The 23,898-nt window shown below is 59.4% G+C and carries 23 protein-coding genes; 16 read left to right on the top strand and 7 right to left on the bottom strand.

Features of this window, described 5'->3' with window-relative positions; genetic code table 11:
* Together LRL22_RS19765 and LRL22_RS19760 are read left to right on the top strand one after the other, a co-directional pair.
* Positions 1-655, top strand: a 655-nt coding sequence (locus tag LRL22_RS19765) for an IS3 family transposase (protein ID WP_270906181.1), incomplete at its 5' end; no start/stop codon positions are given.
* A 163-nt stretch (positions 656-818) separates the two neighbouring features.
* On the top strand, positions 819-1,319 hold the full coding sequence (locus LRL22_RS19760) for a YfbU family protein (protein ID WP_019446223.1): 501 nt from the start codon (positions 819-821) through the stop codon (positions 1,317-1,319).
* Between the two features lie 59 nt (positions 1,320-1,378).
* Here LRL22_RS19760 and yfbV read toward each other — a convergent pair whose 3' ends face one another.
* Positions 1,379-1,819, bottom strand: a complete 441-nt coding sequence (yfbV, locus tag LRL22_RS19755; RefSeq protein WP_005339116.1) for a terminus macrodomain insulation protein YfbV — start codon at positions 1,817-1,819, stop codon at positions 1,379-1,381.
* Positions 1,820-2,123: 304 nt separating this feature from the next.
* Between yfbV and LRL22_RS19750 the strand changes: the two genes are divergently transcribed.
* The 5 genes from LRL22_RS19750 (at position 2,124) to LRL22_RS19730 (ending at position 8,877) form a co-directional block, all read left to right on the top strand.
* On the top strand, positions 2,124-3,326 hold the full coding sequence (locus LRL22_RS19750) for an acetate kinase (RefSeq protein WP_005349210.1): 1,203 nt from the start codon (positions 2,124-2,126) through the stop codon (positions 3,324-3,326).
* Between the two features lie 54 nt (positions 3,327-3,380).
* Positions 3,381-5,561, top strand: coding sequence for a phosphate acetyltransferase (gene pta, locus LRL22_RS19745; protein WP_005339119.1), 2,181 nt, complete (start codon positions 3,381-3,383; stop codon positions 5,559-5,561).
* A 377-nt stretch (positions 5,562-5,938) separates the two neighbouring features.
* The gene (locus tag LRL22_RS19740) at positions 5,939-6,259 is read left to right on the top strand and encodes a ComEA family DNA-binding protein (protein WP_019445026.1); all 321 of its coding nucleotides are present in this window, start codon (positions 5,939-5,941) and stop codon (positions 6,257-6,259) included.
* A gap of 95 nt (positions 6,260-6,354) precedes the next feature.
* Positions 6,355-7,266, top strand: a complete 912-nt coding sequence (galU, locus tag LRL22_RS19735) for a UTP--glucose-1-phosphate uridylyltransferase GalU (RefSeq protein ID WP_270906180.1) — start codon at positions 6,355-6,357, stop codon at positions 7,264-7,266.
* Between the two features lie 213 nt (positions 7,267-7,479).
* Positions 7,480-8,877 (top strand): peptide MFS transporter, encoded by a 1,398-nt coding sequence (locus LRL22_RS19730; protein WP_270906179.1) that lies wholly within the window; start codon positions 7,480-7,482, stop codon positions 8,875-8,877.
* Between the two features lie 74 nt (positions 8,878-8,951).
* Here LRL22_RS19730 and LRL22_RS19725 read toward each other — a convergent pair whose 3' ends face one another.
* On the bottom strand, positions 8,952-9,923 hold the full coding sequence (locus LRL22_RS19725; protein ID WP_270906178.1) for a response regulator: 972 nt from the start codon (positions 9,921-9,923) through the stop codon (positions 8,952-8,954).
* A 239-nt stretch (positions 9,924-10,162) separates the two neighbouring features.
* On the opposite strand from LRL22_RS19725, the gene LRL22_RS19720 reads away from it, so the two are divergent.
* The 3 genes from LRL22_RS19720 (at position 10,163) to LRL22_RS19710 (ending at position 12,556) form a co-directional block, all read left to right on the top strand.
* Positions 10,163-10,861, top strand: a complete 699-nt coding sequence (locus LRL22_RS19720; protein WP_270906177.1) for a DnaT-like ssDNA-binding domain-containing protein — start codon at positions 10,163-10,165, stop codon at positions 10,859-10,861.
* A gap of 71 nt (positions 10,862-10,932) precedes the next feature.
* Positions 10,933-11,787 (top strand): DnaA ATPase domain-containing protein, encoded by an 855-nt coding sequence (locus LRL22_RS19715; RefSeq protein ID WP_236372495.1) that lies wholly within the window; start codon positions 10,933-10,935, stop codon positions 11,785-11,787.
* 133 nt (positions 11,788-11,920) lie between these two features.
* Positions 11,921-12,556 carry an NAD(P)-dependent oxidoreductase gene (locus LRL22_RS19710; protein ID WP_270906176.1) on the top strand — a complete coding sequence of 212 codons (636 nt, stop codon included), beginning with the start codon at positions 11,921-11,923 and terminating at the stop codon, positions 12,554-12,556.
* A 110-nt stretch (positions 12,557-12,666) separates the two neighbouring features.
* Here the strand turns inward: LRL22_RS19710 and LRL22_RS19705 are convergent, their stop codons facing one another.
* From LRL22_RS19705 to LRL22_RS19690, 4 genes are all read right to left on the bottom strand, one after another.
* The gene (locus LRL22_RS19705) at positions 12,667-13,863 is read right to left on the bottom strand and encodes an ABC transporter permease (protein WP_270906175.1); all 1,197 of its coding nucleotides are present in this window, start codon (positions 13,861-13,863) and stop codon (positions 12,667-12,669) included.
* Entirely contained in the window at positions 13,863-15,017 is a 1,155-nt protein-coding gene (locus tag LRL22_RS19700) for an ABC transporter permease (protein ID WP_270906174.1), read from the bottom strand. The genes LRL22_RS19705 and LRL22_RS19700 overlap by 1 nt, the downstream gene beginning before the upstream one ends.
* Entirely contained in the window at positions 15,017-16,021 is a 1,005-nt protein-coding gene (locus tag LRL22_RS19695; protein WP_080771367.1) for an HlyD family secretion protein, read from the bottom strand. Before LRL22_RS19695 ends, LRL22_RS19700 begins: the two co-directional genes overlap by 1 nt.
* 73 nt (positions 16,022-16,094) lie before the next feature.
* The gene (locus tag LRL22_RS19690) at positions 16,095-17,444 is read right to left on the bottom strand and encodes a TolC family protein (protein ID WP_270906173.1); all 1,350 of its coding nucleotides are present in this window, start codon (positions 17,442-17,444) and stop codon (positions 16,095-16,097) included.
* A gap of 338 nt (positions 17,445-17,782) precedes the next feature.
* Between LRL22_RS19690 and dusB the strand changes: the two genes are divergently transcribed.
* The 6 genes from dusB to LRL22_RS19660 all read left to right on the top strand — a co-directional run bounded on the left by dusB (position 17,783) and on the right by LRL22_RS19660 (position 22,769).
* On the top strand, positions 17,783-18,748 hold the full coding sequence (dusB, locus tag LRL22_RS19685; protein ID WP_005341156.1) for a tRNA dihydrouridine synthase DusB: 966 nt from the start codon (positions 17,783-17,785) through the stop codon (positions 18,746-18,748).
* Between the two features lie 26 nt (positions 18,749-18,774).
* Positions 18,775-19,071, top strand: a complete 297-nt coding sequence (gene fis, locus LRL22_RS19680; RefSeq protein ID WP_005309538.1) for a DNA-binding transcriptional regulator Fis — start codon at positions 18,775-18,777, stop codon at positions 19,069-19,071.
* A gap of 112 nt (positions 19,072-19,183) precedes the next feature.
* A complete protein-coding gene (locus LRL22_RS19675) occupies positions 19,184-20,065 on the top strand; it encodes a DMT family transporter (RefSeq protein WP_270906172.1) in 882 nt (293 codons plus the stop codon).
* A 258-nt stretch (positions 20,066-20,323) separates the two neighbouring features.
* Entirely contained in the window at positions 20,324-21,142 is an 819-nt protein-coding gene (locus tag LRL22_RS19670; RefSeq protein ID WP_270906171.1) for a DUF3100 domain-containing protein, read from the top strand.
* Complete coding sequence (locus tag LRL22_RS19665; protein WP_033114935.1) at positions 21,139-21,588, top strand: hypothetical protein; 450 nt, start codon at positions 21,139-21,141, stop codon at positions 21,586-21,588. The genes LRL22_RS19670 and LRL22_RS19665 overlap by 4 nt, the downstream gene beginning before the upstream one ends.
* On the top strand, positions 21,588-22,769 hold the full coding sequence (locus LRL22_RS19660; protein ID WP_270906170.1) for a M20 metallopeptidase family protein: 1,182 nt from the start codon (positions 21,588-21,590) through the stop codon (positions 22,767-22,769). The genes LRL22_RS19665 and LRL22_RS19660 overlap by 1 nt, the downstream gene beginning before the upstream one ends.
* Positions 22,770-22,858: 89 nt before the next feature.
* On the opposite strand, the gene LRL22_RS19655 is transcribed toward LRL22_RS19660, so the two are convergent.
* Entirely contained in the window at positions 22,859-23,818 is a 960-nt protein-coding gene (locus LRL22_RS19655; RefSeq protein ID WP_270906169.1) for a LysR substrate-binding domain-containing protein, read from the bottom strand.
* Positions 23,819-23,898 lie beyond the last annotated feature (80 nt).

Below are 23,898 nucleotides of genomic sequence, written 5' to 3'. Positions count from 1 at the left end.
CCAGAGTCAGGATGATGGCGGGCTCAAGGTCGGGCGTGACAGGCTGTTTCAAATATTGGCCGAGCACCGCCTGCTGGTGCCACCCAGACGGGCGTATCACAAGACCACTCACAGTTTTCACCGTTTCTACCGTCATCCCAACTTGCTCAAGGCGGGGCCAGAGCAGGTCACACCGGTGGCCCCGGAGCAGGTCTGGGTCGCAGATATCACCTATCTGCCAGCCAGGAGCGGGCCGCTGTACCTGAGCCTGGTGACGGATGCCTACTCACGCAAGATAGTGGGCCATCACGTGCACGAAGGGATGCACTCCGAGTCGGTGGCGATGGCGTTCAAGAAAGCACTGAAGCAACGGCGTGGCGGCGGTGAACTCATCCATCACTCGGACCGCGGCGTGCAGTATTGCTCTGGGCTGTATCAGTCACTACATGAACGGTACGGGGTGAAGTGCTCGATGACGGATGGGTATGACTGTTACCAGAATGCGTTGGCGGAGCGGGTGAACGGGATTTTGAAAGGAGAGTTATTGTTGCAAAGCCCGCAGGATTTGACGCAAGCGCGGGAGATGGTGCGTGAAGCAGTAGATATTTACAACGAGGAGCGGCCGCATCATGCGTTGAAATACAGAACCCCCGATGCGGTACATAGGAGGTTCTGAGTGGAGCAACGCTAGCCGAAAATGTGTAAACCTATTTCAGGACTAGACAGTCAGTAGCCCCTTGCCAGCGGATTTTTCTCACCAACTCCCCCGCCCAGATCAAAAAATTCATTTTATATATGGGTTAACGTGACCCCAGAATCATCTTCCAGCGAGATATCCCATGAACATGAGCAACACTGAGCGTTTGATCCTGAGCAACCAGTACGAAATTCTGGCGAAACTCAATCCGGAGAAAGCGGACGTCTACCAGCGCGCCAGCACCATCATCGAGCGCGGCTACTGCCTGCAGATCCTCGAGCTGGAGAAGAGCTTCGGCCATCTGGATCTGGCGACCTGCCAGGAGGTGATCGACACCCTTGAGCTGCACCACGCACTGGCCATCTCATGGGGTAATCTGGATGCCGCCGATCAGGGCGAGATCAATGCCAGTCGGCTGGAGTTCAATGGCTACAGCCGCAGCCAGGAGCGTGAACTGGCCGACTATGTCTGCTTCCTGCTGGAGGTGGACAAGCGCTTCCCCGAGCTCAAGTGCCCGTGCGACGAGCTCTCCAGCGACATCGCCATGCGCGACAAGTACCAGCGGATGCTGACTGTATGGCGTCAGTGCCCTCGTCAGTACAAGCTCTCCATCCAGGAGATCCGCAAGGTACTGGCAGCGTGATCCGCACACCGACCGCAACAAAAAAGGCGCCACTGGCGCCTTTTTGCATCTGAAACGGGTTATTCGTAGAGAAAAGATTTATCGAGCTGCTGGAAGGCGGCCTTGAGGGTATCGGCCAGCTCTTCATAGCGGGGCTGTGACACCAGCTGACGGCGGCCACCCTGCTCGTTCATCTTGCCGTTGATCTCACGATACCAGCTCGCCAGCGACGGGGGCAAGCGGGTGTCGGCACGCTGGCCGAGCCAGTAGTAACCCTGCAGCGGCAAACTGAGCAGAAACAGCACGGAGGTGATAACGGAGGGCCAGTAGTGCAGCTCGCCAAACTGGAACTGCAGCATCACGCTCAGCACCGCCAGCGCGGGGATCACCTTGAGGGCGAACTCGGTCGCCTTGATCACCCGATTTTCAGGAAACATCGAATTGAGCTCGGGACGGCGCGGCCAAAGCGTCATATAATGGCGGCCTTGCTGTAACTTAGTTCCAAAAATGTTCATGCTCATACTACCTCCGAGCGCTTTTTGAACGTACTAACGGCAAAACCTCGACAAAATTTGATGCGAAGTAACAAAGGTTGAGGATGACTTTGTTATTTTTCAACAATCGGGTTATCCTTTGTACGCCCATTTTTGCGTCAAAAGCTTCTTGCTATTGACCTGTCAGGGACGTCTGGATTTCGGGTCTTGTATCACTATACAAGGGGCAAGCAACAGATTGCCAACCCTCATAAGGATAAGTTGAAAGTTTTTGGCCGCACCGCGTCCAACGCATCCGCCTACACAACCCAATCTGCGATAGGATTTATTCATGAGTAAGCTGGTTCTTGTTCTTAACTGTGGCAGCTCTTCCCTGAAGTTTGCCGTCATTGACGCAACCACCGGTGATGACCTGCTGTCCGGCCTGGCCGAGTGCTTCAACCTCGACGACGCCCGCATCAAGTGGAAACTGAATGGCGAGAAAGGCAGTGCCGATCTGGGCGCGGGTGCCGCTCACCAGGAAGCGCTGGACTTCATCGTCAACAAGATCCTGCCGCTCAATCCGGAACTGTCCAAGAACCTGATCGCCATCGGTCACCGTGTTGTTCACGGTGGCGAGCGCTTCACCTCTTCCGTTGTCATCTGCGAAGACGTGATCGCCGGCATCGAAGCTGCTGTTCCGTACGCACCGCTGCACAACCCGGCTCACCTGATCGGTATCCGTGAAGCTCGCCGCGTATTCCCGGCGCTGGCTGACAAGAACGTGGCAGTATTCGATACCGCGTTCCACCAGACCATGCCGGAAGAAGCCTTCCTGTACGCCCTGCCGTACAAGCTCTACAAAGAGAACGGCATCCGTCGCTACGGCGCTCACGGCACCAGCCACTACTACATCAGCCTGGAAGCTGCCAAGCAGCTGAACAAGCCGGTTGAAGAGCTGAACATCATCAACTGCCACCTGGGCAACGGCGGTTCCGTCTGCGCCATCAAGAACGGCAAGTCTGTTGATACCTCCATGGGCCTGACTCCGCTGGAAGGCCTGGTGATGGGTACCCGCTCCGGCGATCTGGACCCGGCCATCATCTTCTTCCTGCACGACAAGCTGGGCATGAGCGTGGCCGATATCAACACCATGCTGACCAAAGAGTCCGGCCTGCAGGGTCTGACCGAAGTGACCTCCGACTGCCGTTTTGTTGAAGACAACTACGACAGCAAAGAAGAAGCCAAGCGTGCTATGGACGTTTACTGCTATCGCCTGGCCAAGTACATCGGCGCCTACGCTGCCGCCATGGACGGTCGTCTGGACGCCGTTGTTTTCACCGGTGGTATCGGTGAAAACTCTGCCCCGATCCGTGAAATCACCCTGAACAAACTGGGTCTGCTGGGCTTTGACGTCGATCACGACGCCAACCTGAAGGCTCGTTTCGGCAAGGGTGGCGAGATCACCAAGGCTGGTTCTACCAAGGCTCTGGTTATCCCGACCAACGAAGAGTGGGTTATCGCCCACGACGCGCTGGAACTGGTCGGCGCTTAATTGACGCAGTAACTCGAGGCCGCCCACAGGGCGGCCTTTTCCTGATCCCAAAAAATGAACAAGGGGTATAAAGTGGCACGCACTATTATGCTTATCCCGGTCGGCACTGGTGTCGGCGTAACTTCCGTGAGTCTTGGCGTTGTTCGCGCCATGGAGCGTCACGGTGTCAATGTCAGCTTCTTCAAACCGGTTGCCCAGCCGCGTCCGGGTGAAACCGGTGCCGAGCGCTCAACCGCCGTTATCCGCGCTGCTGCCAACATCAACCCACCCGAGCCGTTCACCCTCTCCTACGCCGAGAACATGATCAGCTCCAGCAACACCGACATCCTGCTGGAAGAGATCGTTGCCCGCTTCGAAGAGCACGTGAAATCCAGTGGTGCCGAAGTGCTGGTTGTCGAAGGTATGGTGCCGACCGACAAGCAGCCCTTTGCCAACAAGCTGAACTACGACGTCGCCAAGGCGCTGGACGCTGACATGGTATTCGTGACCCACCCGGGCCATGACTCCAGCCAGAAACTGAAAGAGCGCATCGAGCTGGCCTGCTCCAACTTCGGTGGTGTCAACAACCCCCGCATCGTTGGTTGCGTGATCAACAAGGTTGGCGCGCCGGTTGACGAGCATGGCGTAACCCGCCCTGACCTGACCGAGATGTTCGAAGCCCATCACCACGCTTCTGACGCGGCTCACAACCTGGAAGTGCTGCAAGTGTTCGGCAAGAGCCCGCTGCGCATCCTGGGTTGCATCCCCTGGAACACCCAGCTGATCGCCCCGCGCGCCAAGGATCTCGCCAAGCATCTGGCCGCCAAGATCTTGCACAAGGGTGAGCTGGACAGCCGTCGCCTGCAGACCGTGACCTTCTGCGCCCGCTCCATCCACAACATGGTCGAGCACTTCCGTCCGGGTAGCCTGCTGGTCACCTCCGGCGACCGCTCTGACGTCATCGTCTCCGCCTGCCTCTCCGCCATGAACGGCGTCAAGCTGGGCGCCCTGCTGCTGACCGGTAACTATCATCCGGAGCCGCAGGTCATGGCGCTGTGCCAACAGGCCATGGCCACCGGCCTGCCGATCATGATGACCGGTACCAACACCTGGCAGACCGCCGTCAGCCTGCAGAACTTCAACGTCGATATTCCGGAAGATGACCGCGAGCGTATCGAGCTGGTACAGGACTACGTCGCTGGCCACATCGACAAACACTGGATCGAGTCGCTGACTGTCAGCTCTACCCGTTCCCGTCGTCTGAGCCCGCCGGCATTCCGTTATCAGCTGACCGAGCTGGCCCGTCAGGCCAACAAGCGTGTCGTGCTGCCGGAAGGCGACGAGCCGCGCACCATCAAGGCTGCCGCAATCTGTGCCGAGCGTGGCATTGCCCGTCCGGTGCTGCTGGGTAACCCGGAAGAGATCCGTCGCGTTGCCGAACAGCAGGGTGTTGTTCTGACCGATCGCGTCGAGATCATCGATCCGGCCGTTGTGCGCGAGCGCTATGTGCCGCGTCTGGTCGAGCTGCGCAAGAACAAGGGCATGACCGAAGTGGTTGCCCGCGAGCAGCTGGAAGATAACGTGGTACTGGGTACCATGATGCTGGAGCGCAATGAAGTTGACGGCCTGGTATCCGGCGCGGTACACACCACTGCCAACACCATCCGTCCGCCGATGCAGATCATCAAGACTGCTCCAGGCTCTTCCCTGATCTCCTCCATCTTCTTCATGCTGCTGCCTGACCAGGTGCTGGTCTACGGTGACTGCGCGATCAACCCGGATCCGACTGCCGAGCAGCTGGCCGAGATCGCCATCCAGTCAGCCGACTCCGCAGCCGCTTTCGGCATCGAGCCGCGCGTCGCCATGATCTCCTACTCTACCGGCACCTCCGGCGCCGGTGCCGATGTAGAGAAAGTGCGTGAAGCGACCGAGCTGGCCAAGGCCAAGCGCCCCGACCTCATAATCGATGGCCCGCTGCAGTACGACGCGGCCATCATGGAGAACGTGGCCAAGTCCAAGGCACCGAACTCACCGGTTGCCGGTAAAGCCACCGTGTTCGTCTTCCCTGACCTGAACACCGGTAACACCACTTACAAAGCGGTGCAGCGTTCCGCTGACCTGGTCTCCATCGGCCCCATGCTGCAAGGCATGCGCAAGCCGGTCAACGACCTCTCCCGTGGCGCCCTGGTTGACGACATCGTCTACACCATCGCCCTGACCGGTATCCAGGCTGCACAGGCTGACGAACAAGCTTAATCAGCTCTAGCCTGAAAAAACCGATCACAAAGGCTGCTCACCCCTGGTGAGCAGCCTTTTTTCTTAGTTCTCTTTTGAATACCAGTGAAACATGCCATCAGTGCAGTTTTATGCAGAATAATGCCATGTGATGTGCCAGAAATGTCTCGAGCGTAGCGCTGTGGGAAAGCGTGCCCGCCACCTTAAAGATGTATCTAAAATAGATTCAAGATCATACGGTTGGATATATGAGGGCATTCATAGTGAAGCGCTTATAGCAAATATTTCGCCATCGGCATGAGGATTTGACCTGTTAGAAATAGCAGTGAAAAAGACCCGTTCGATACGCTATTCATCAATGTGCCACTCGGCAATATCCACATCATGGAGGAATGGAAATGCTGATGAAGAAGCTCTCTGCAATCATGCTGCTGGCCTGCTTGCCCCTGTTCAGCCAACCTGTGCTGGCCGCAGATAAGGCAGCACCCAAGCAAACAACCACGACCGAGGTCGCTAAGGAGACCGGTAAGCTGAACATCAATACGGCCACCCTTGCCGAACTCACCAGCCTGAAAGGGATTGGCGACAAGAAGGCACAAGCCATCGTCGACTATCGGGAAAAACAGGGAAAGTTCACCTCGGTCGATCAGCTGGCAGATGTCAATGGCATTGGCCCAGCCACGCTGGAAGCCAACAGGGACATGATAATAGTCAAATAAAGTCGAATGGATCAGTTGCAAATGGGGCAGCCTGTGGCTGCCCCATTTTTCTTGGGGTATGATTGCCGCACTTTAATCCCGCTGGATAGTTTTCCATGAAAAAGACTCCTCTTGTTGTTCGTAAGGCCGTGCTCCCGGTAGCCGGTCTGGGTACCCGTATGCTGCCAGCCACCAAGGCCATCCCGAAAGAGATGTTGCCGGTGGTCGACAAACCACTGATCCAGTACGTAGTGCGCGAAGCCATCGCCGCCGGTATCAAAGAGATCGTGCTGGTCACCCACTCGAGCAAGAACTCCATCGAAAACCACTTCGACAAGAGTTTCGAACTGGAAGCGACCCTCGAGAAGCGAGTCAAGCGTCAGCTGCTGGAAGAGGTGCAACAGATCTGCCCGAAAGACGTCACCATCATGCACGTCCGCCAGGGCGAGGCCAAAGGTCTGGGCCACGCGGTGTTGTGTGCCCGTCCGCTGATCGGTGACAACCCCTTCGCCGTGCTGCTGCCGGATGTGCTGATCGACGACGTTGCCAGCAACCCCAAGCAGGACAACCTGGCCGAGATGGTGCACATGTACGAAGAGAACCAGATCAGCCAGATCATGGTGGAAGCGGTTCCCGAGAGCGAAGTGGACAAGTATGGCATCGCCGACATCAAGGGTGAGGCGCTGACCGAGGGGATGTCCCTGCCGATGCAGGCCATTGTCGAGAAACCGCCCCGTGACGAAGCCCCCTCCAATCTGGCGGTGGTGGGTCGTTACGTCCTCTCCTCCAATATCTGGCCGCTGCTGGAGAAGACCCCGGCCGGTGCCGGTGACGAGATCCAGCTGACTGACGCCATCGCCATGCTGATGGAACAGGAGCAGGTCAACGCCTACTTCATGAAGGGCAAGAGCCACGATTGCGGCAGCAAGCTGGGCTACATGAAAGCCAATGTGGAATATGGTGTGCGCCATCACGAGCTGAATGGTGAATTCATCGGCTGGCTGAAGCAGTTCGTCAAGCAGTTGTAATCGCTGATAAATCTGTTTTTTATAGACGTATTTAAGGGGCATCAAATGATGCTCCTTTTTCATTTTTGCAACAAAAAATCAATCAAGAGTAAATAAACTCTCAGCAAATCATAATGTTGTAATTTATTCACACATGCTCTATAAGGATTGAGGCGTGTTTCTCGCCCTTGCATAAAAAACTCAAAAAAATATAAGACACAGGTGGAAGTTCCAATGAATAACCCGTCAAAAGGGACCTTTTTAGGTCACCCTAAAGGGCTTTTTTTGCTCTTTAGTACCGAACTGTGGGAGAGATTCTCCTATTACGGCATGCGTGCCGTGCTGGTGCTCTATCTGACCGACCTGACTGCCAACGGCGGTCTGGGCTGGAGTCAGGCAGATGCCCTCAAACTCTACGGTATCTATACCGGCCTGGTTTATATCACTCCGCTGATCGGCGGCTGGCTGGCTGACACCTTCCTGGGTCAACGTCGCGCCATCCTGATCGGTGCCGTGCTGATGGCCGCAGGTCAGTTCACTCTGGCACTGCCCCACGCCATGTTCTCGGATATGGTCAACACCATGTTCTACGCGGGCCTCGCGTTGCTGATCGTGGGTAACGGCCTGTTCAAACCGAACATCTCCACCATGGTGGGTGACCTCTATGAAGAGGGCGATCATCGCCGTGATGGTGCTTTCACCATCTTCTACATGGGTATCAACCTGGGTTCCCTGCTGGCAGGTGTGATCTGTGGTGCTGCCGCTACGGCCTACGGCTGGCAAGCAGCCTTCGTCGGCGCCGGTATCGGTATGCTGCTCTCTCTGGTGATCCAGGCCACCATGGCCCAGCGTTTCCTGGGTGACATCGGTCGTGTGACTGCCGCCCAACGCGCAGCAGCCCTGCGTACTACCGAGCAGAAAGCACCGCTGACCAAGCAGGAAGTGGATCGCATCAAGGTTATCCTGGTACTGGGTCTGTTCACCATCATCTTCTGGGCTGGTTTCGAACAGGCCGGTGGTCTGATGAACCTCTACACCCAGGAGTATACCGACCGCATGATCGGCAGCTTCGAAGTGCCGACCGCCTGGTTCCAGTCCCTGAACCCCTTCTTCATTATCACCCTGGCACCGGTCGTTGCGGCCATCTGGATCAAGCTCGGCAAGAAAGAGCCGAACTCTCCGGTGAAATTCGCCATGGGTCTGCTGTTCCTGGCTATCGGCTTCCTGTTCATGGTGGGTGCCGTGCTGCAGCAGGGTGGTGACAACACAGTCAAGACCTCCATGTTCTGGCTGGTTGGCGCATACCTGTTCCACACCCTGGGCGAGCTCTGCCTCTCCCCGATTGGCCTCTCCATGGTGACCAAGCTGGCTCCGCTGCGTCTGGCTTCCCTGATGATGGGTGCCTGGTTTGGCTTCGTTGCCCTGGCCAACTACGCTGCGGGCTTTATCGGCTCCTTCGTGGGTGAAGCCGGCCCGATCGCCATCTTCGGTGGCATCGCCCTGGCTGCAGTACTTAGCGCCCTGATCCTGCTGACCATGGCCAACCGCCTGGTCTACTGGATGCACGGTGCCGAAGGCCCGGCCAAAGAGCCGCAAGCTCAAGAGAAGAAACTGCACTCCGCCACCGTCTAAACGGTCAGGATTGTAAACAACAAACAGGGCGCCCATCGGCGCCCTGTTTGTTTTAGCCTGTTTATCAGGCGGCATCAGTGATGACGAACCTGCACATCCAGCGAGCCGCCGCTGTCGCTGCGAAACTGCAGGGCGAACGGTTCATGCCAGCTGCGTTTGTGCAGGGCGTAGTGGCTGCTGCGCATCAGACCAAGGGGTAGCCCGCCGGAGCGCATCAGCCAGTGGGGAGAGGTGAGCCCTGCGTTGGCAAACACCAACCCATCATGCTGATCAAACAGTAGCGCCGCCATGGCAAAAGAGTGGCGAAGCCCGGACGCCATCAACTGATGGTTGAGGTATTCTAGCAACCGGTGCGGCTGGCTCAGCAACCGGCTCTCGTTCTGCTGAAACTGGCGATAGGGGACGTTCATCAAGGAGCGCACCAGTGCACCACAAAATGCCGCATCCGTCCCCATGATCGGCAGTTCCATCACCAGCACCAGCAGCTTGTCTTCCACCTTGAAGGTATCGGGAATAAACAACTGCCCCAGCCCCTTGAACGTGACCTGCCAGGGGCCCCACTCCTGCAAGCCCGGCGGCTTGAGCCCCGCCAGAAGGCGGCTGGCCGCCTTGTCGTGGGCACTGAAATAGTCGATGTGATCCATCAGCTCCAGCTGCTGCGCCCGGTTGACGCTGCCGTTGAGACACTGTTCGATGCTGCGCTCGACCAGCGCGTAATCCTCAAGGGGTTTGAGCAGATAGTCCCGCGCACCGGCACGCAAGGCGCTGGCGACTGCCTCCATGGTGCTCTGGGCCGAAATGACGATAACCGGAATATGGGGATAGCGCGCAGAGAGGCAGGCGATCACCTCGTGGCCATCCATATTGGGCATATTGAGATCGCAGAGCACCACATCGGGATGATAGAGGGCCGCCGCCGATAGCCCCTCAATACCATCTTCGGCCTGAAAGACCGTTGCCCCGTCCCGTGCGAGGTAACTCACTAACGAGTGGCGAAAAACAGCTTCGTCCTCCACCATCAGGATCCGTAGCCCGGCTTTTGACATCTTGATAAAGCTCTTATTAGTCAATTGGTTATTTAGGTATTAAGACTAGTTCAAAAGTGAGGTATCCGCGGAAACGATGCGTCAAAAATAGACCTTGGTCAGGTTCTGAACGACAGATTGCTCTATTAACAACCACATGGCAGCACAACCTCTCCCCACAATGTCGCTACCTCCATGCGAATTGTGCAAGCCCCTGCCATAGGGGATAATGGCCGCCACACAAGCGCATAAAGAAGACCATGACTCCAGCCGAATACAGTGCCCTCGCCCACCCCAGATTGTCCCATCCGGCTCGCAGTCTCTATACCCTGCAGTTGCGCCGACTGGTGCTGGAAAATCAGCTGGCCCGGCTCAACTATCCCGAGCTGGGTCGGGCGCTGGCAGTGGTCGATCCGGGAGATCCCTGCGGCTTCTCGTTTCAGGTCAATGCCCGCCAGCTCACCGAGCTGTTCGATGAACTGATGGAGGCGGGCCTGCTGCAAGTCGAGGCCCAGCCCGAGAGTGAGCACTACCATCAGTGCCCGTTCCAGTTGCCATTGCTGACCCAGAAGTTGCGCAGCCCGCTGCCGGAACGCCCCTTCCAGATGCATCTGCAATGGCGACCGGACGAGGAACTGCCCGCCCTCGCCCGCCTGTGCGGGGTGATCGATGCCAGCTATAGCGAAGAAGATCTGGGGGAGTTTATCGCCTACTGGCTGGGGCGCCCCGAGGTGTTCGACTCCCAGCATCAATGGATGCTCAAGTTCATTCGCGCCCTCAAGACCCGCCGCTATACCCGTCGCAAACCGATGGAGGTGCAGGGCTACCAGCAGGTGACGCCGGCCCCGGCTGAGTCGGGCCCCAGCAAACGGGCCCAACAGATGATTGAAGAGGCCAAGCGACTGGCCCAACAGCAGACGCAAGAACCCGCAGCGCAGCAGGAGCCGGATAATGATTGATAGCGGCCCCCGCCTGCAGGCAGAATCAACCCCTTGTCTACCCATCCCTGATCGAGCAGAAGGAGCATTCCATGACTGACCCGCAAGATCCCCTGCGCCAGGAGCTGGAAGAGATCGAAGCCAAGCGCCAGAAGATCGCCAAGGCCAAGCAGGGCCACCGTGTTCACGACCCGGAATTGAGCCGCCATGTGGGTGGCCTGCTGGAGCGCATTCGTCGCCTGCAACAAGAGACAGGTGGCGGCCAGTATGACTACGAGACCCTGCGCAAGGAGTACGACGCCAAGGCCAACGCCGAGGTGCGCGAGCTGCAGAAGGCGGCCCGTCAGGAGCGGATCCAGAAGCTGATCGCCCAGGCCGACCTCAACCCTGACTGGGTATTTGACAAGATGGATGCCGGTGACCCGGCGCTGCAATACCCCATCGAAACAGCCCGTTACTTTATCAGCGGCTTCGAGCACTGGGAGAAGAGCGGTGGCGGCTGCATGCTGATCTACGGCGACTACGGCACCGGCAAGTCGACCCTGGCGGGGGCGGTGGCACACGAGCTGATCGCCCGTCACCAGAAATCGGTGATCTTCCAGCAGTGGGCCTCCATCGTCGATCGACTGTTCTTCAACGTCATCCCCGACCAGGATGAGCGCAACCAGTACCGCCGCGCACTGGAAGAGGTGGACCTGCTGATCATCGACGAGGTATCGGCCAACCGCGCCAAGATGGCGGAGAGCCAGTCCAGCTTCCTCGGCCACCTGCTGCGCCGCCGTCGCAACCTGTCAAAGAGCGTCATCATCATCACCAACCACACACCCCAGAGCCTGCATCAGGCGATCGGTGATTTCAGCTATGAGGCGATCAAGGCGTTCAATCCGGTGGATATCCACCTGAGCGGCCCAAGCCGTCGCCCCAGCATCGGCAACTACAACGGCTGATCCCTCCCAAAGAGTGCGAGTCGCTGGCGGCTCGCACTCTCTCCTCCCTGTCAGCTCACAAATAGAAACAACTCTCATTTACAGCAGGCGAACAAGCCACTAGGCTAGCCCCTTTTGCCAAGGGAGCTCATCTATGCCAACCACACTGATTTTCGGAGCCAGCCGCGGGCTGGGCCGCGCCTTTACTCACCACGCCCTGAGCCAGGGTCACCGGGTCGTTGCGCTGGTGCGCAACCCCGAGATGGCCATGGAACTGAGTGCGCTGGGAGTCGAGGTGATCGAGGGGGATGCGCTGGATCCGGCTGCGGTACAGCAGGCATGTGTTCTGGCGGGGCAAGATGCACAGGTCGTCTCTACCCTCGGCAGCTTCCGTCAGGCCGCGCCGGTGGACTATCAGGGCAACCGCCATGTAATCGATGCCATGGAGCAGGCAGGCCTGAAACGGCTGCTGCTGGTCACCTCCCTCGGCTGTGGCGACAGCTGGCAGTATCTGCCGGAGCGGGCCCGCGCAGCCTTCGGTCACGAGGTACGTCTCAAGAGTCTGGCGGAGAGCTGGCTGCAGACCAGCTCCCTTGCATGGACCATTCTGCGCCCTGCGGGCCTGCAGGATGGCGACGCCACCGGTCGCGCCGAACTGAGTCAGGGCAAGGAGGTACACGGACTGGTACGCCGCGCCGATGTGGCCGCCCAAGGGCTGCGTCTGCTGGCGGATGAGACGGCTGTGGGGCAGATCTACGCCATCGGCGATCCCGAACTCCAGCGCGGCTAAACCAGCAGTAAAATCGCTTAACTCCACCACATAACAAAACGGTCAGCCCAAGGGCTGACCGTTTTCGCTTTACCGCACACGCCATCTCACTGGCGCTTGCCCTATCTCGCTTAACCGGCGGTCGTTTCACCCTGCACGACTGACGGGCGAGCAACTGGCAGCGACTGCTGCCGCCAACGCAGCAGCAGGCAGGCCAGCACGCCGTAGAGCAGCGCCAGTCCCCATAGCTGCCACCAGTAGCGGGAGACCTGCGCAAAGTCGGCCCCCATCTGGTTAAGGCGCAGAAACCCCTCGATGGCGGGGATAGTGGGCACCCACTGAGCCAGCCAGTTGAGAGGCGCCGGGATCAGCTCGAGCGGCCAGATAAAGCCCGCCAGAAAGACCAGCGGCAGGGAGGAGATGAGTACCACCTGAGTGGGCAGATCGCGCCGGGTAAAGATCGCCCCCAGCACAATCCCGAACCAGCAGGTCGCCAGCAGGAACGGCAGGGCGAACAACCACAGCTCCAGCGGATCGGCATGACGGGCAATATTGTAGTGCTCGAAGCAGAAGCCGAGGAAGTAGCTCACCGGCAGCAGGAACAACCCCGCCAGCACCAGAGTTCTGGCCAGCAGCAGCGGCAACACCGGCGCGCTTTGCCAGTAACCGTGCTCGCCGCGACAGCTGCGCTGGTTCTGGGTCGCCCCCAGGATCCCCGCCCCCATCAGTAACACCTGATGGAGGATCAGCACGAACACCGCCGGCACCACGTAGTTGACGTAGCCCATGGTGGGATTGAACACCGGCACCACGTTGAGGGCCACCGCATTCCAGCCCGTGGCCGCTTGTGGCTGCGCCTCGCCGTGGCTCAGCAGCCGCGCCACCTTCACCTGGGCGGCGAGAGTGCCACCGGCCTGCGCCAGTCCTTCGGCAATGGTGCCGTAGACCAGAAAGTAGGAGGCATCACCGGCATAACTCAGGGTGACGCTCTTGCCCTGCATCAGATCCCGATAGAAGTGGTTGGGGATATGCAGGATCCCGCTCGCCTCCCCGGCCATCATCAGCTGGCGCGCCTCGGCCAGCGAATTGGCTCGCGCCACCAGCTTTACCTGCGGCGTGGCATCGGCCATAAACTCCAGCTGACGGGACAGCTGACTGCCATCGTCGTTGACCACCACCACCGCCTCTTCCCGCGGCAGCTGATGCAGATAGGGCTGGGGATAGAGAAACGAGTAGAAGATCACCCCGCCAAACAGGGTGAGCATGATGGCGCGATCCGCCAGCAGGGTGCGCAGCTCTAGGCGCAACAGATCGACAAATCCCAGCATCACTCAGGCTCCTTTTCGGCGCTCGCCACTGCGGCTGATTGACGGGCCAGCTCGGCCTGCTGCTTGTAACGACGTACCACCAGCAGCAAGGGAAGCAGAAACAGCAGCAGCGCCCCCAGTTGCGGCAACGCCGATGCGAGAGGCAGACCGTAGTTGCTCTGACCAATCTGCAGCTCCACATAGTGAGAGACCGGCAACAGGCTGCGCCAGAAGCGGGCGAAATCCCCCATGGCGCTCACCGGAAAGGTGACCCCCATAAAGGCGAAACCGGGCGCAGTGTAAGCCCCCGCCAGCGACAGGGCGCGCGCCGGATCCCGGATGATGCCGTAGAAAAAGGCCCCCATGGTGACGCAGGCCGCCGAAGCGAGTCCCAGCCCCACCACCAGCACCAACCAGCTGCCGTGCATGGGGTAGGAGAAGCCCTTGAACAGCAGCAGTGTCCAGACAATTCCCCACCCCCAGCCAATCAGCATGTGGGGCAGCAGGGTGCGCCAGAGGCCAAACCAGACACCGCGAGTAGTCCAGTCCAGCCCCAGCCGATCATTACGGGCCAGTGCATTGAGGCCAAACAGCACCACCAGGATCTGCCATACGGCTGGCAGAATGGCACTCAACAGAAACTGGGCATAGCTGGAGTTGAGGTTATAGAGCGCAGTGACCTGACTGCTGATAGGCACCGACTGCCCGAGCGCGCCGGGCAGCGCCTTGCCATCGGCCATCGCCTCCAGCACGCCCACCTGACCGTTAAGGGTGCCTACCACCTGCGCCAGCGCTGAGTTAACCAGCTTGGCGATGAGAATGAACTGGCCGTTGTTGAACACAGTCACCTGCGGCTGGGTGCCCTGACGGGCATCCCGCTCCAGATGGTTGGGGATCACCACCAGCGCATAGATGTCGCCGCCGCGCAGGGCTCGGGCGCCGGCATCGATGGAGTCAAACTGTTGCGCCACCTTGAGCCCGGCCGAGCCATCCAGCGAGAAAGCGAGCTGGCGCGAGAGCACGCTATGGTCGAGATCCACCAGCCCTACCTTGAGGTCGCGGGCCAGCCCTGCCGAGAAGATCCAGCAGAGGCTACCCATCAGCAGCAGCGGCACCCAGCTCATCAGGGCACGGCTGAACGGATCCTGCCACAGCAGCCGAAATTCACGTCCCATCAGAGTTCAACCAGCACACTCATGCCAACCCGCAGCCCCTCAACCGGTTGCAGCGGGCGAGCCTCCACCTGGAAGCTCTTCATGTCGAAACCCTGACGGGTATCGGTGGCACGCCAGGTGGCAAAATCCCCCATCACGGCGACATGGGTCACCTTGAAGCGCACCATCTGATCGCCAAGGCCCGGGATGCGGGCATCGAACTCGGTACCGACCGGGAAGCGGGGCAGCAGATCCTCGCGCACGTGGAACTGGGCCCAGGCATCGCTCATGTCGAGCAGGGTCACCACCGGGAAACCTTGGGGTGCCAGCTCGCCGCTGCGCAGCAGTACCTGACTCACTTCACCATTGTGGGGGCTGGTGATGCGGGTATCGGCCAGATAGGCCTCAACCTCGGCCACGGAACCCGCCGCCATCTTGGCCTTCTCGCGAGCGGCGATCTTGGTCTCTTCCCGCGCCCCTTCCAACGCCATCTGGTACTGCTGCCACGCCATCCCTTCGCTGTAGCGGGCGGCTTGCCAGGCAGTCCACGCCTCGTCGCGTTTTTGCAGCGGCATCACGCCATCGCGGTGCAGGCTGGCCACCCGCTCATAGGTCTTGCCACGCAGCTGGGCGGCAGCCTTGGCTTTTTGCCATTGATCCTTGGCGGCAGCGATCTGTTGGGCACGAGCCCCTTTCTCCGCCTCTTGCGCCAGCGCCCCTGCAGCGGCTTCACCCGCCTTGGCCTGGCTCAGCTTGGCTTCAATCTCGGGGCTTGCCAGCGTAAAGACCAGCTGATCCTTGGTCAGCTGATCGCCCTTTTTCACCAGCACTTCGTCGATGCGCCCCGGCACCTTGGAAGAGACTGAATACTGCTGAGCCTCAATCTGCCCTTGCAGATGCACCGGCTCCGGTTGATAGGCGAGCCAAAAGCGCCAGCCGAGCCAGACCACCAGGATCACCAGCACCAGCGGCAACAACAGCGGTTTACCCTGGCTCATCTTCTTTTTGATGGGGGGATGGCTCATCACTTCACCTCGACAAACGGGCGACCCTTGGCGGTCGAAACAGAGATAGAAAAAGGCACGAACCGGATGGTGATCATGAGTTCACCTCGATCACCTGACCGTGCTGATATTGATTGAAACTGTTCATCTGGCCGGAGAGGGCCAGCAGGCGGGCCAGCGACACCACATATTGATAAGCCGCCGCCGCACGTTGGGTCTTGACTCCTGCCAGTTGGTTCTGGGCATCCACCACATCAAGGGAGGTAGAAAGCCCTTGCCCGAACGCCTTGTCACGCAGCCGCACATTCTCCTCGGCCAGCGCCTGGGTGGAAGAGAGGGATTGATACTCCTCCAGCCCCTGTGCTGCTTCGCGCCAGGTCTTCTCGACCAACAGTTTCAGATCCTCGCGGGTCTTGGCCTGCAGCAGATTAACCTGAAGTTCGGCGCTCTTGGCCGCCTGCACCGTCTCGGAGCGGCCATCGCGGCTCACCAGCGGCATGCTGACCCCCACCCCCACCAGCCAGTCCGGCGTGGTCTTGGAAGCGATCGAATCATCTTCATAGAGGTTGTAATTACCGAACAGGAATACCTCGGGGGCATATTTGCCCTGTTCGACCCGGATCAGCCCCTTGGCCTGCTCCTTCTTGGCGTTTAGCAACTTGAGGCCGGGGTGCACTTCCAGGGTCTGGCTTACCAACCCCTCAAGACGCGGTAGCTCCTTGTTGACGAACAGACCATTGCCCGGCTGGGCATCCGGCAGCTTCAGCATGCGGCCGAGGGCCAGCTCGGCGATCTCGAGGCTGCGACGGGCCTTCTGGGTATCGATGCGCGCTCTGTCATAGGCCGACAGGGCCGAGAGACGCTCCACCCGGGCAATCTGACCCTGCGCTTCGAGCTTCTTGGCATGATCCAGATGGTGGGCCAGCCCGTCCTCAATCTCCTGCCTGGTCTGCACCACCTGAGCAGCCAGTACCACGCCGAAATAGGTCTGGGAGAGGCTCTCGAAGGCAGACTGCTGTTTGAGCACCAGCAGTTGCTGCGCCTCGCTCACCTGCGCCTGACGGATATCCTGAGCCGCATCAATGCGGCCACCGGCAAACAGCGGCCAGAGCATCTTGACCGAGCTGGTCACCACATTCTGCTTGGTCAGGGGAGTGACAAATGCGTTGGCCCCGACCCCGAACAGACTGCCGAGCGCCAGGATCAGATCTTTCTGCTTGGCCAGCGGATTGAGATCGAGGGCATCGAGTTCAATCGGCTGATCAAGATGGGTATAACTGGCTCCCACATCCACCTTGGGCAGATACATGGATTTGGCGGCCTCACGCAGTTGCTTGGCCCGATCGACCCCGGCCTGCTCGGCAGCCAGCTCCTCATCCTGCTGGATGACCCGGGTCCAGGCCTCGCCGAAGCTGATGGTCTGCGCCTGCGCAGACCCCAACATGACCCCCAGCAGACACGGCCAGAGTGATGTAATGAACCTTGACGTCATAGAACCCCGATTCGCACTGTTGCAAAAATGTTTGGAGCTTTTGCTCACATAAGCCAGCCATCATAACGCAAACGGGACTGACAAGTGGACTGACAATTGAGCAAGGAGGTGACCCGAATGGTACAGCACTCCTGACCAGTCAATCTGGCTGTTTTTCAATAACTCCTGAATTTGCAAGCCTTGGCTCGACGTTTTTTTCAGAAAAAAATGGCTGACGCTCAAATACTAACCTTTTCTCCTGCCTAAAAAATGCGTAATATACGCCGCCCTAAGCCGATGGTAACCGTGGAATGCAGATAGGTCCCCACACGCTTGAAACTCCCCTGATTGTGGCGCCCATGGCCGGTGTAACAGACCGACCATTCCGTGAACTTTGTTTGCGGCTGGGTGCCGGCATGGCCGTTTCCGAGATGCTGCTGGCCAACCCGGATGTCTGGGATACCCAGAAAACCAGGATGAGGATGGATCACTCTGCAGAAGGCGGTTTGCGATCGGTCCAGATTGCCGGGGCCGACCCCGAGATGATGGCGTTTGCTGCCCGCTACAACGTGGAGCAGGGCGCACAGATCGTCGACATCAACATGGGCTGCCCGGCAAAAAAAGTGAATAAGAAGCTGGCAGGTTCAGCCCTGCTGCGTTACCCCGATCAGGTCAAAGCAATTTGCCGGACCGTGGTGGATGCAGTGGAAGTACCTGTCACCTTGAAGATCCGCACAGGATGGGATCCGGATAACCGCAATGGCGTGGAGATCGCCCGAATCGCCGAAGATTGCGGTATCGCGGCCCTTGCCGTGCACGGTCGTACCCGTGCCTGCCTCTACAAGGGCGAAGCGGAGTACGACACGATTAAGGCGATTAAGCAGGCCGTATCGATTCCTGTTGTCGCCAATGGCGACATCAACAGCCCGGAGAAAGCCCGGTATGTCCTCGACTATACCGGTGTGGACGCCGTGATGATCGGCCGCGCTGCGCAAGGACGACCCTGGATTTTCCGGGAAATCCGTCATTTTCTTGAGACGGGCACCAAGCTGCCACCTCCCGAGAGGGAAGAGGTTCGCACCCTGATGAACGAGCATGTCACCAACCTGCACCGGTTTTATGGTGCATATCTGGGAGCGCGCATCGCCCGTAAACACGTGGGCTGGTATCTGGATGAAGAAGAGACGGGCCGAGAATTCCGTAAGCACTTCAATGCCCTGGATTGTGCTGACGCACAACTAGAAGCACTCGAAGCGTATTTCGATGGATTAGGTTAACAAGATAACTAAAGAGCCGACCGAATATGTTCGAACAAACCCTGACTTCTGATGCATTGGTAACAACTACTCACAATCACGCTGCCGAGCCGACCCAGCGCCCCCTGCGTGACTCTGTGCAACAGGCCCTGCGTAACTACCTGGCCCAGTTGAACGGTCAGGAAGTGATTGATCTGTACGATATGGTTCTCTCCGAAGTCGAAGCGCCGATGCTGGACGTGATCATGCAGTACACCCGTGGTAACCAGACTCGCGCTGCCGTGATGATGGGTATCAACCGTGGCACCCTGCGCAAGAAGCTCAAGCGTTACGGCATGAACTGATTGCTGGCCGCGAGCCGCGACGGCGGTTCAAGGCAGATGCGAAAGGCGCCAGGTAGCAATACCTGGCGCCTTTCCTTTATGCTCTCCCATCCATTTCACCATGGCGACCCCGATGAACCGCACTCCCCTGCTGCTGATGGTACTGGTCACCCTGCTGGCCGCCGCTGGCTGGCTCTTCTCGAAAGAGGCGATCCACGAACTGCCCCCTGCCGCCTTTATCGGCAGCCGCTTTCTGCTGGCGGCGCTGCTTTTGCTGCCCTTGGCCTGGTTGCGCGAGCCACCGCCGACTCGCGCCCAACTGCTGCGCGCCGCCGGCTGCGGCACATTGCTCGGCGCCAGCCTGCTGCTGTGGGTCACCGCCATCAGCCAGAGCGATGCGCTGGGCAGCGGCGCCTTTATCATGAGCGTCGCCACCCTGATGGCCCCGCTGGCAGCCTGGGGCGCCTTTCGAGCCAAGCCCGGCCGCCACTACTGGCTCACCCTGCCCATCGCCATCGCCGGTTTGCTGCTGCTCTCCAGCAGCACCCACTGGGGCGTGTCGCTCTCGCTGTTCTGGTTTCTGACGGCAGCCACCACCCTCGGCATCCAGCTTGCCGTCCATCGCCACTTCGCCCAATCCATTGCCCCAACCTGGCTCACCTGCATCCAGCTGGCGATGACCGGCCTGCTCGGCACCCTGCTCTCCCTGCTGACCGAACAGTGGCCCGAGGCTGGAGTCAGCCACGGCATCTGGGGCTGGTTTGCAGCGAGCGTCTTGATCGCCACCACATTGCGCTACTGGCTGCTCACCCATGCATTGAGCAAGATGACTACCGCCCACGCCGCCCTGATGATGCTGCTGGAACCGGTCTGGACCCTGCTGCTGAGCACCCTCTTCTACAGCGAACCCCTCGGCGGCGCCAAACTGGCCGGTGCCGGACTGGTACTCGGCGCCCTGGTGCTCTACCAACTGCCCCTGCTGCTGCGCAGTGCACGGCTCAAAACGCCCGTCTGATCCGCGTCACCGCCCTGCGGGGCGGTGTCACCATTTCCCTCCTGTTTGCTTATCTTGTCCTGCCAATGCTGACGTTCTGTTAACGGCCTTTAACCCTTGGTATCCAGAGGGTTAAAGGGCATACCCCATGAAAAAATGCCATATGGCCAGCTTGATGAAGGTCACATACCTGCCCCTCTTAGCTCCCTATGATGCCCCCATCATCGGTCTGGACAATCCTGACGATGGCCACACATGGGAATAACAAGAGAAAAAACTATGCAGCAAACCAGCCCCCTCAAGACGGTCACGGTCAGCATATTGGCAACCGCCATGCTGATCTTTGTGGCCCAGTACCTAATAGGCAAACAGGAGATCAAGATCGGCATCGCCATCATCCCGATCCTGCCGATGCTCTTTGCCGTCATCATCGGCATGATTGTCTCCGCCAAACCGGTCAAGGATCGCATACCCGGCTGGAAGCAGCTCTTCACCGAGAAAGAAGAGGGCTTCTGCGGCAAGATGGTGGGCTTCAGCCTGCTGATCCTGGGTACCCAGTACGCGGGGATGATCATCCCCAACCTGAAGATGATCCTGAGCGTCGGCGTGCCGTTGTTCCTGCAGGAGATCGGCAACCTGCTGCCAATCCTGATCGCCATTCCGCTGGCGGTGAAGTTCGGCTTTGGCCGTCGCGCCATCGGGGCCTGCTCCTCCATCAGCCGTGAGCCGTCGGTCGCGGTGATTCAAGGCAAGTTCGGCACCGGCTCCCAGGAGTACATCGGCGTGCTGGCTATCTACCTGTGCGGCTCCGTTATCGGCACCCTCTGGTTCAGCGTGCTGGGCAGTATCGCCCCGCTCACCGGTCTACACCCGCTGGCGCTGGCTGCAGGCTCTGGTGTGGGCTCAGGCTCCATGCTGAGTGCCGCCTCCGGCGCCCTGATCAACGGTCTCGATGAGGCGCTGGCCCAGCAGGTGCTGAGTATCGCAGCTGCCTCGAACCTGCTCTCGTCTGCCCTCGGGGCGCTGTCCCTCACCTATCTGGGTCTGCCGCTCGCTGAAAAAATCTATGCCCTGACTGCCAAAGGAGAGAACGCATGAAAAGCATCGTAATGGATATGCGGTTCGTCTTTCTGGCGATCCTGCTGGCTATGTTTACCCAGACCCTGACCACCGGCACTCCACTCTGGCTGATGGGTGACAGCTTCATCGCCATGTCACTGGTGGTGTTCGCTTCGCTGATTGCCAAGCGCTACCTGCCCTCATCCCTGCCGGCGTTTGCCTATGCCACCATCATCGGCATTCTGATCTGCCTGCCGGAGACCCCGGTACGCGGCCTCTTTATCGACGCCGTCGCCAAGATCTCCTTCCTCTCCTGCTGCGTACCGCTGCTGGCCTTTGCCGGTCTCTCGGTGGGCGGTCAGCTGGAAGAGCTGAAGAAGATGTCCTGGAAAGTGATCCTGATCTTCATGATCGTCTCCACCTGCTGCTTCTTCGGCGCCTCGCTGGTGGCCCAGCTCGGTTTCTCCATCCAAGGGATCATCTGATGAACAACATCCACATTGAACCGGCCCTGCTGGCCCTGCGCGACTTCAGTCAGGAAGTGCGCCACCATCTGCACACCATTCCGGAAGCCTCCGGCGTCGAGTTCAAGACCTCGGCCTACTGCCGCGAGCTGATGGCAGGCTTTGGCTACCGTCTCACCGACTACCCGGGCTTCACCGGTTTCCACGGCGATCTGGTGGTTGACCCGGTGCTGCCGACCATCGCCTTCCGTGCCGACATGGATGGCCTCGAGATGCATGACATGAGCGACGTTGCGTTCAAGTCAACCCACGAGGGAATGGCTCACAACTGTGGTCACGACTCCCATATGGCGATCGCCCTGACCGCAGCCAAGTTTCTGGCCGCCAACAGATCGCGCCTGCAGTACAACGTCCGCTTTATCTTCCAGATGGCGGAAGAGGACATGCGGGTGCCGGGCGCCGAGAAGATGGTGGAACTGGGCTGCATGAAGGGGGTGGACGAGGTCTATGCCCTCCATAACGACGGCGCCATGGAGACCGGCACCATCAAGTTCAACCACGGTGTGATGTCCTCCTGGGGCTCCGCCTGGACGCTGGATGTGCACGGCATCTCCGCCCACGGCTCGACCCCACACAAGGGGCTGGATGCCATCCGCGAAGCGGTGCGGATCATCGAGGATATGGACTACATCGTCGCCAAGCGCACCAGTCCGTTCAGCCCGGCGGTGTTTGGCTGCGGCATGATCAACGGCGGCACCATCCCCAATGCTATCGCCGACCATGTGCAGGCGCGCGGCACCATCCGCGCCATGGATGCCGAGACCGACCAGATCCTGAAGAACAGCTTCAAGGAGATCGTGGCCCAGAGCGAACTGCGCGGCTTCAAGACCAAGATGGTCTATGCCGGGTATCCGGCGGTCGAGAACCACGCCGATGCCTGCGCCCGTCTGCTGCAAGCGGCCGCCGACGTATTGCCCTCTGAGGGGATCAACGCTCAGGGTCAGCCGATGACCGGCAGCGAGGATTTCAGCTACATGGTCAACGCCTGCCGTAGCCGCAAGGGGGCCATGTTCTTCCTCGGCAGCGGCTGTCAGGCCAAGGGGATCTGCAACTACCTGCATGCAAATCCCTACTACCTCGATGACGACTGCCTGCTGGTCGGAGCCCAGATCTTTATCAATCTGGCGACCCGCAGCGCTTAATCCCGCATACCGATAAAACAACAAGAGAGGCCAAGGCCTCTCTTTTTTGTCTCTGTATTTTTGCTCTGTGTACGACAAACAACCTGCGGCTAGAGCCACGGCAACTCCGCCATATTAGCAGTCGGCGGCTGATTGATCAGATGAAGTTGCACCGTCTCCCGGCTGATATGGGGGGCGTAGAGGTGGATAAAGTCGTACATGTAGTCGCGCAAGTGGGCATGCTTGCGCAGGCAGATGTGGGTCGCGCTCGAGGCGATCAGGTGGTCGATGTTGAGGCTCACCAGATCCTCCCTGTCCCCCTCGTCGAAGGCCACGCTGGCAATCACCCCGACCCCCATCCCGAGCCGAACGTAGTGCTTGATCACATCGGTATCGGTGGCGGTCAGCACGGTTTTCGGCGAGATGCCATGGCGGCTGAAGGCCTTGTCCATCTTGGATCGGCCGGTAAAGCCGAATACATAGGTGATGAGGGGATAGCGAGCCAGATCGGCCATCGACAGCGGCTGGCAGTCGATCAGCGGATGACCGTGGGGCACCACCACGCTGCGCCCCCAGCGATAACAGGGGACGGCGGCCAGCTCGTCGAACAGATACATGGACTCGGTGGCGATCGCCATATCCACATCGCCGCTTTGCACCATCTGGGCCAGTTGGGCAGGTGCCCCCTGATAGAGCTGGATCGCCACATCGGGATAACGACGGCTGAACTCGGTGATCACCGCTGGCAGCTTGTAGCGGGCCTGGGTGTGGGTGGTGGCGATACGCAGCACCCCGCTGGTGGCCAGCTGCTCCCCGAGCGACAGCTGGTTGATCTGCTCCACCTGCGCCACTACCCCCTTGGCCAACTCCATCACCTTCTCGCCTGCGCTGGTCAAGCCGACCAGATTCTTCCCCTTGCGGGTAAAAAGGGCGAGCCCCAACTCATCTTCCAGCATCTTCATCTGCTTGCTGAGGGTGGGCTGGGAGGTGTAGAGCTTCTCCGCCGTCGCCGAGATGTTGAAGTTGTTCTTCACAATCTCGGTAAAGTTCTTGAGCCGGGCGATGTTCATCTGGGCAAGGGATCTCGCTGCTGCGGCCAGTGGGGCTGACCTGAAAAAGAGAGAGCGGGGCTGGCCCCGCAGCTGACTGC

Origin of the sequence: Aeromonas sp. PI_26 (assembly GCF_027854445.1) — a bacterium.
GTDB classification, from domain to species: Bacteria; Pseudomonadota; Gammaproteobacteria; order Enterobacterales; family Aeromonadaceae; genus Aeromonas; species Aeromonas veronii.
This window is presented reverse-complemented; position numbering and strand designations above follow the sequence as displayed.

Bases quoted from the DNA above. Each gene is read 5' to 3' on its own strand.
- LRL22_RS19690 (WP_270906173.1), bottom strand. From the start codon at position 17,444: ATGTTGGGGTCTGCGCAGGCGCAGACCATCAGCTTCGGCGAGGCCTGG.
- LRL22_RS19710 (WP_270906176.1), top strand. From the start codon at position 11,921: ATGCCAACCACACTGATTTTCGGAGCCAGCCGCGGGCTGGGCCGCGCC.
- LRL22_RS19750 (WP_005349210.1), top strand. From the start codon at position 2,124: ATGAGTAAGCTGGTTCTTGTTCTTAACTGTGGCAGCTCTTCCCTGAAG.
- LRL22_RS19695 (WP_080771367.1), bottom strand. From the start codon at position 16,021: ATGAGCCATCCCCCCATCAAAAAGAAGATGAGCCAGGGTAAACCGCTG.
- LRL22_RS19725 (WP_270906178.1), bottom strand. From the start codon at position 9,923: ATGTCAAAAGCCGGGCTACGGATCCTGATGGTGGAGGACGAAGCTGTT.
- LRL22_RS19655 (WP_270906169.1), bottom strand. From the start codon at position 23,818: ATGAACATCGCCCGGCTCAAGAACTTTACCGAGATTGTGAAGAACAAC.
- LRL22_RS19675 (WP_270906172.1), top strand. From the start codon at position 19,184: ATGAACCGCACTCCCCTGCTGCTGATGGTACTGGTCACCCTGCTGGCC.
- yfbV (WP_005339116.1), bottom strand. From the start codon at position 1,819: ATGAGCATGAACATTTTTGGAACTAAGTTACAGCAAGGCCGCCATTAT.
- galU (WP_270906180.1), top strand. From the start codon at position 6,355: ATGAAAAAGACTCCTCTTGTTGTTCGTAAGGCCGTGCTCCCGGTAGCC.
- LRL22_RS19760 (WP_019446223.1), top strand. From the start codon at position 819: ATGAACATGAGCAACACTGAGCGTTTGATCCTGAGCAACCAGTACGAA.
- LRL22_RS19660 (WP_270906170.1), top strand. From the start codon at position 21,588: ATGAACAACATCCACATTGAACCGGCCCTGCTGGCCCTGCGCGACTTC.
- LRL22_RS19705 (WP_270906175.1), bottom strand. From the start codon at position 13,863: ATGCTGGGATTTGTCGATCTGTTGCGCCTAGAGCTGCGCACCCTGCTG.
- LRL22_RS19730 (WP_270906179.1), top strand. From the start codon at position 7,480: ATGAATAACCCGTCAAAAGGGACCTTTTTAGGTCACCCTAAAGGGCTT.
- LRL22_RS19720 (WP_270906177.1), top strand. From the start codon at position 10,163: ATGACTCCAGCCGAATACAGTGCCCTCGCCCACCCCAGATTGTCCCAT.
- LRL22_RS19700 (WP_270906174.1), bottom strand. From the start codon at position 15,017: ATGGGACGTGAATTTCGGCTGCTGTGGCAGGATCCGTTCAGCCGTGCC.
- fis (WP_005309538.1), top strand. From the start codon at position 18,775: ATGTTCGAACAAACCCTGACTTCTGATGCATTGGTAACAACTACTCAC.
- dusB (WP_005341156.1), top strand. From the start codon at position 17,783: ATGCAGATAGGTCCCCACACGCTTGAAACTCCCCTGATTGTGGCGCCC.
- LRL22_RS19665 (WP_033114935.1), top strand. From the start codon at position 21,139: ATGAAAAGCATCGTAATGGATATGCGGTTCGTCTTTCTGGCGATCCTG.
- pta (WP_005339119.1), top strand. From the start codon at position 3,381: ATGAACAAGGGGTATAAAGTGGCACGCACTATTATGCTTATCCCGGTC.
- LRL22_RS19715 (WP_236372495.1), top strand. From the start codon at position 10,933: ATGACTGACCCGCAAGATCCCCTGCGCCAGGAGCTGGAAGAGATCGAA.
- LRL22_RS19740 (WP_019445026.1), top strand. From the start codon at position 5,939: ATGCTGATGAAGAAGCTCTCTGCAATCATGCTGCTGGCCTGCTTGCCC.
- LRL22_RS19670 (WP_270906171.1), top strand. From the start codon at position 20,324: ATGCAGCAAACCAGCCCCCTCAAGACGGTCACGGTCAGCATATTGGCA.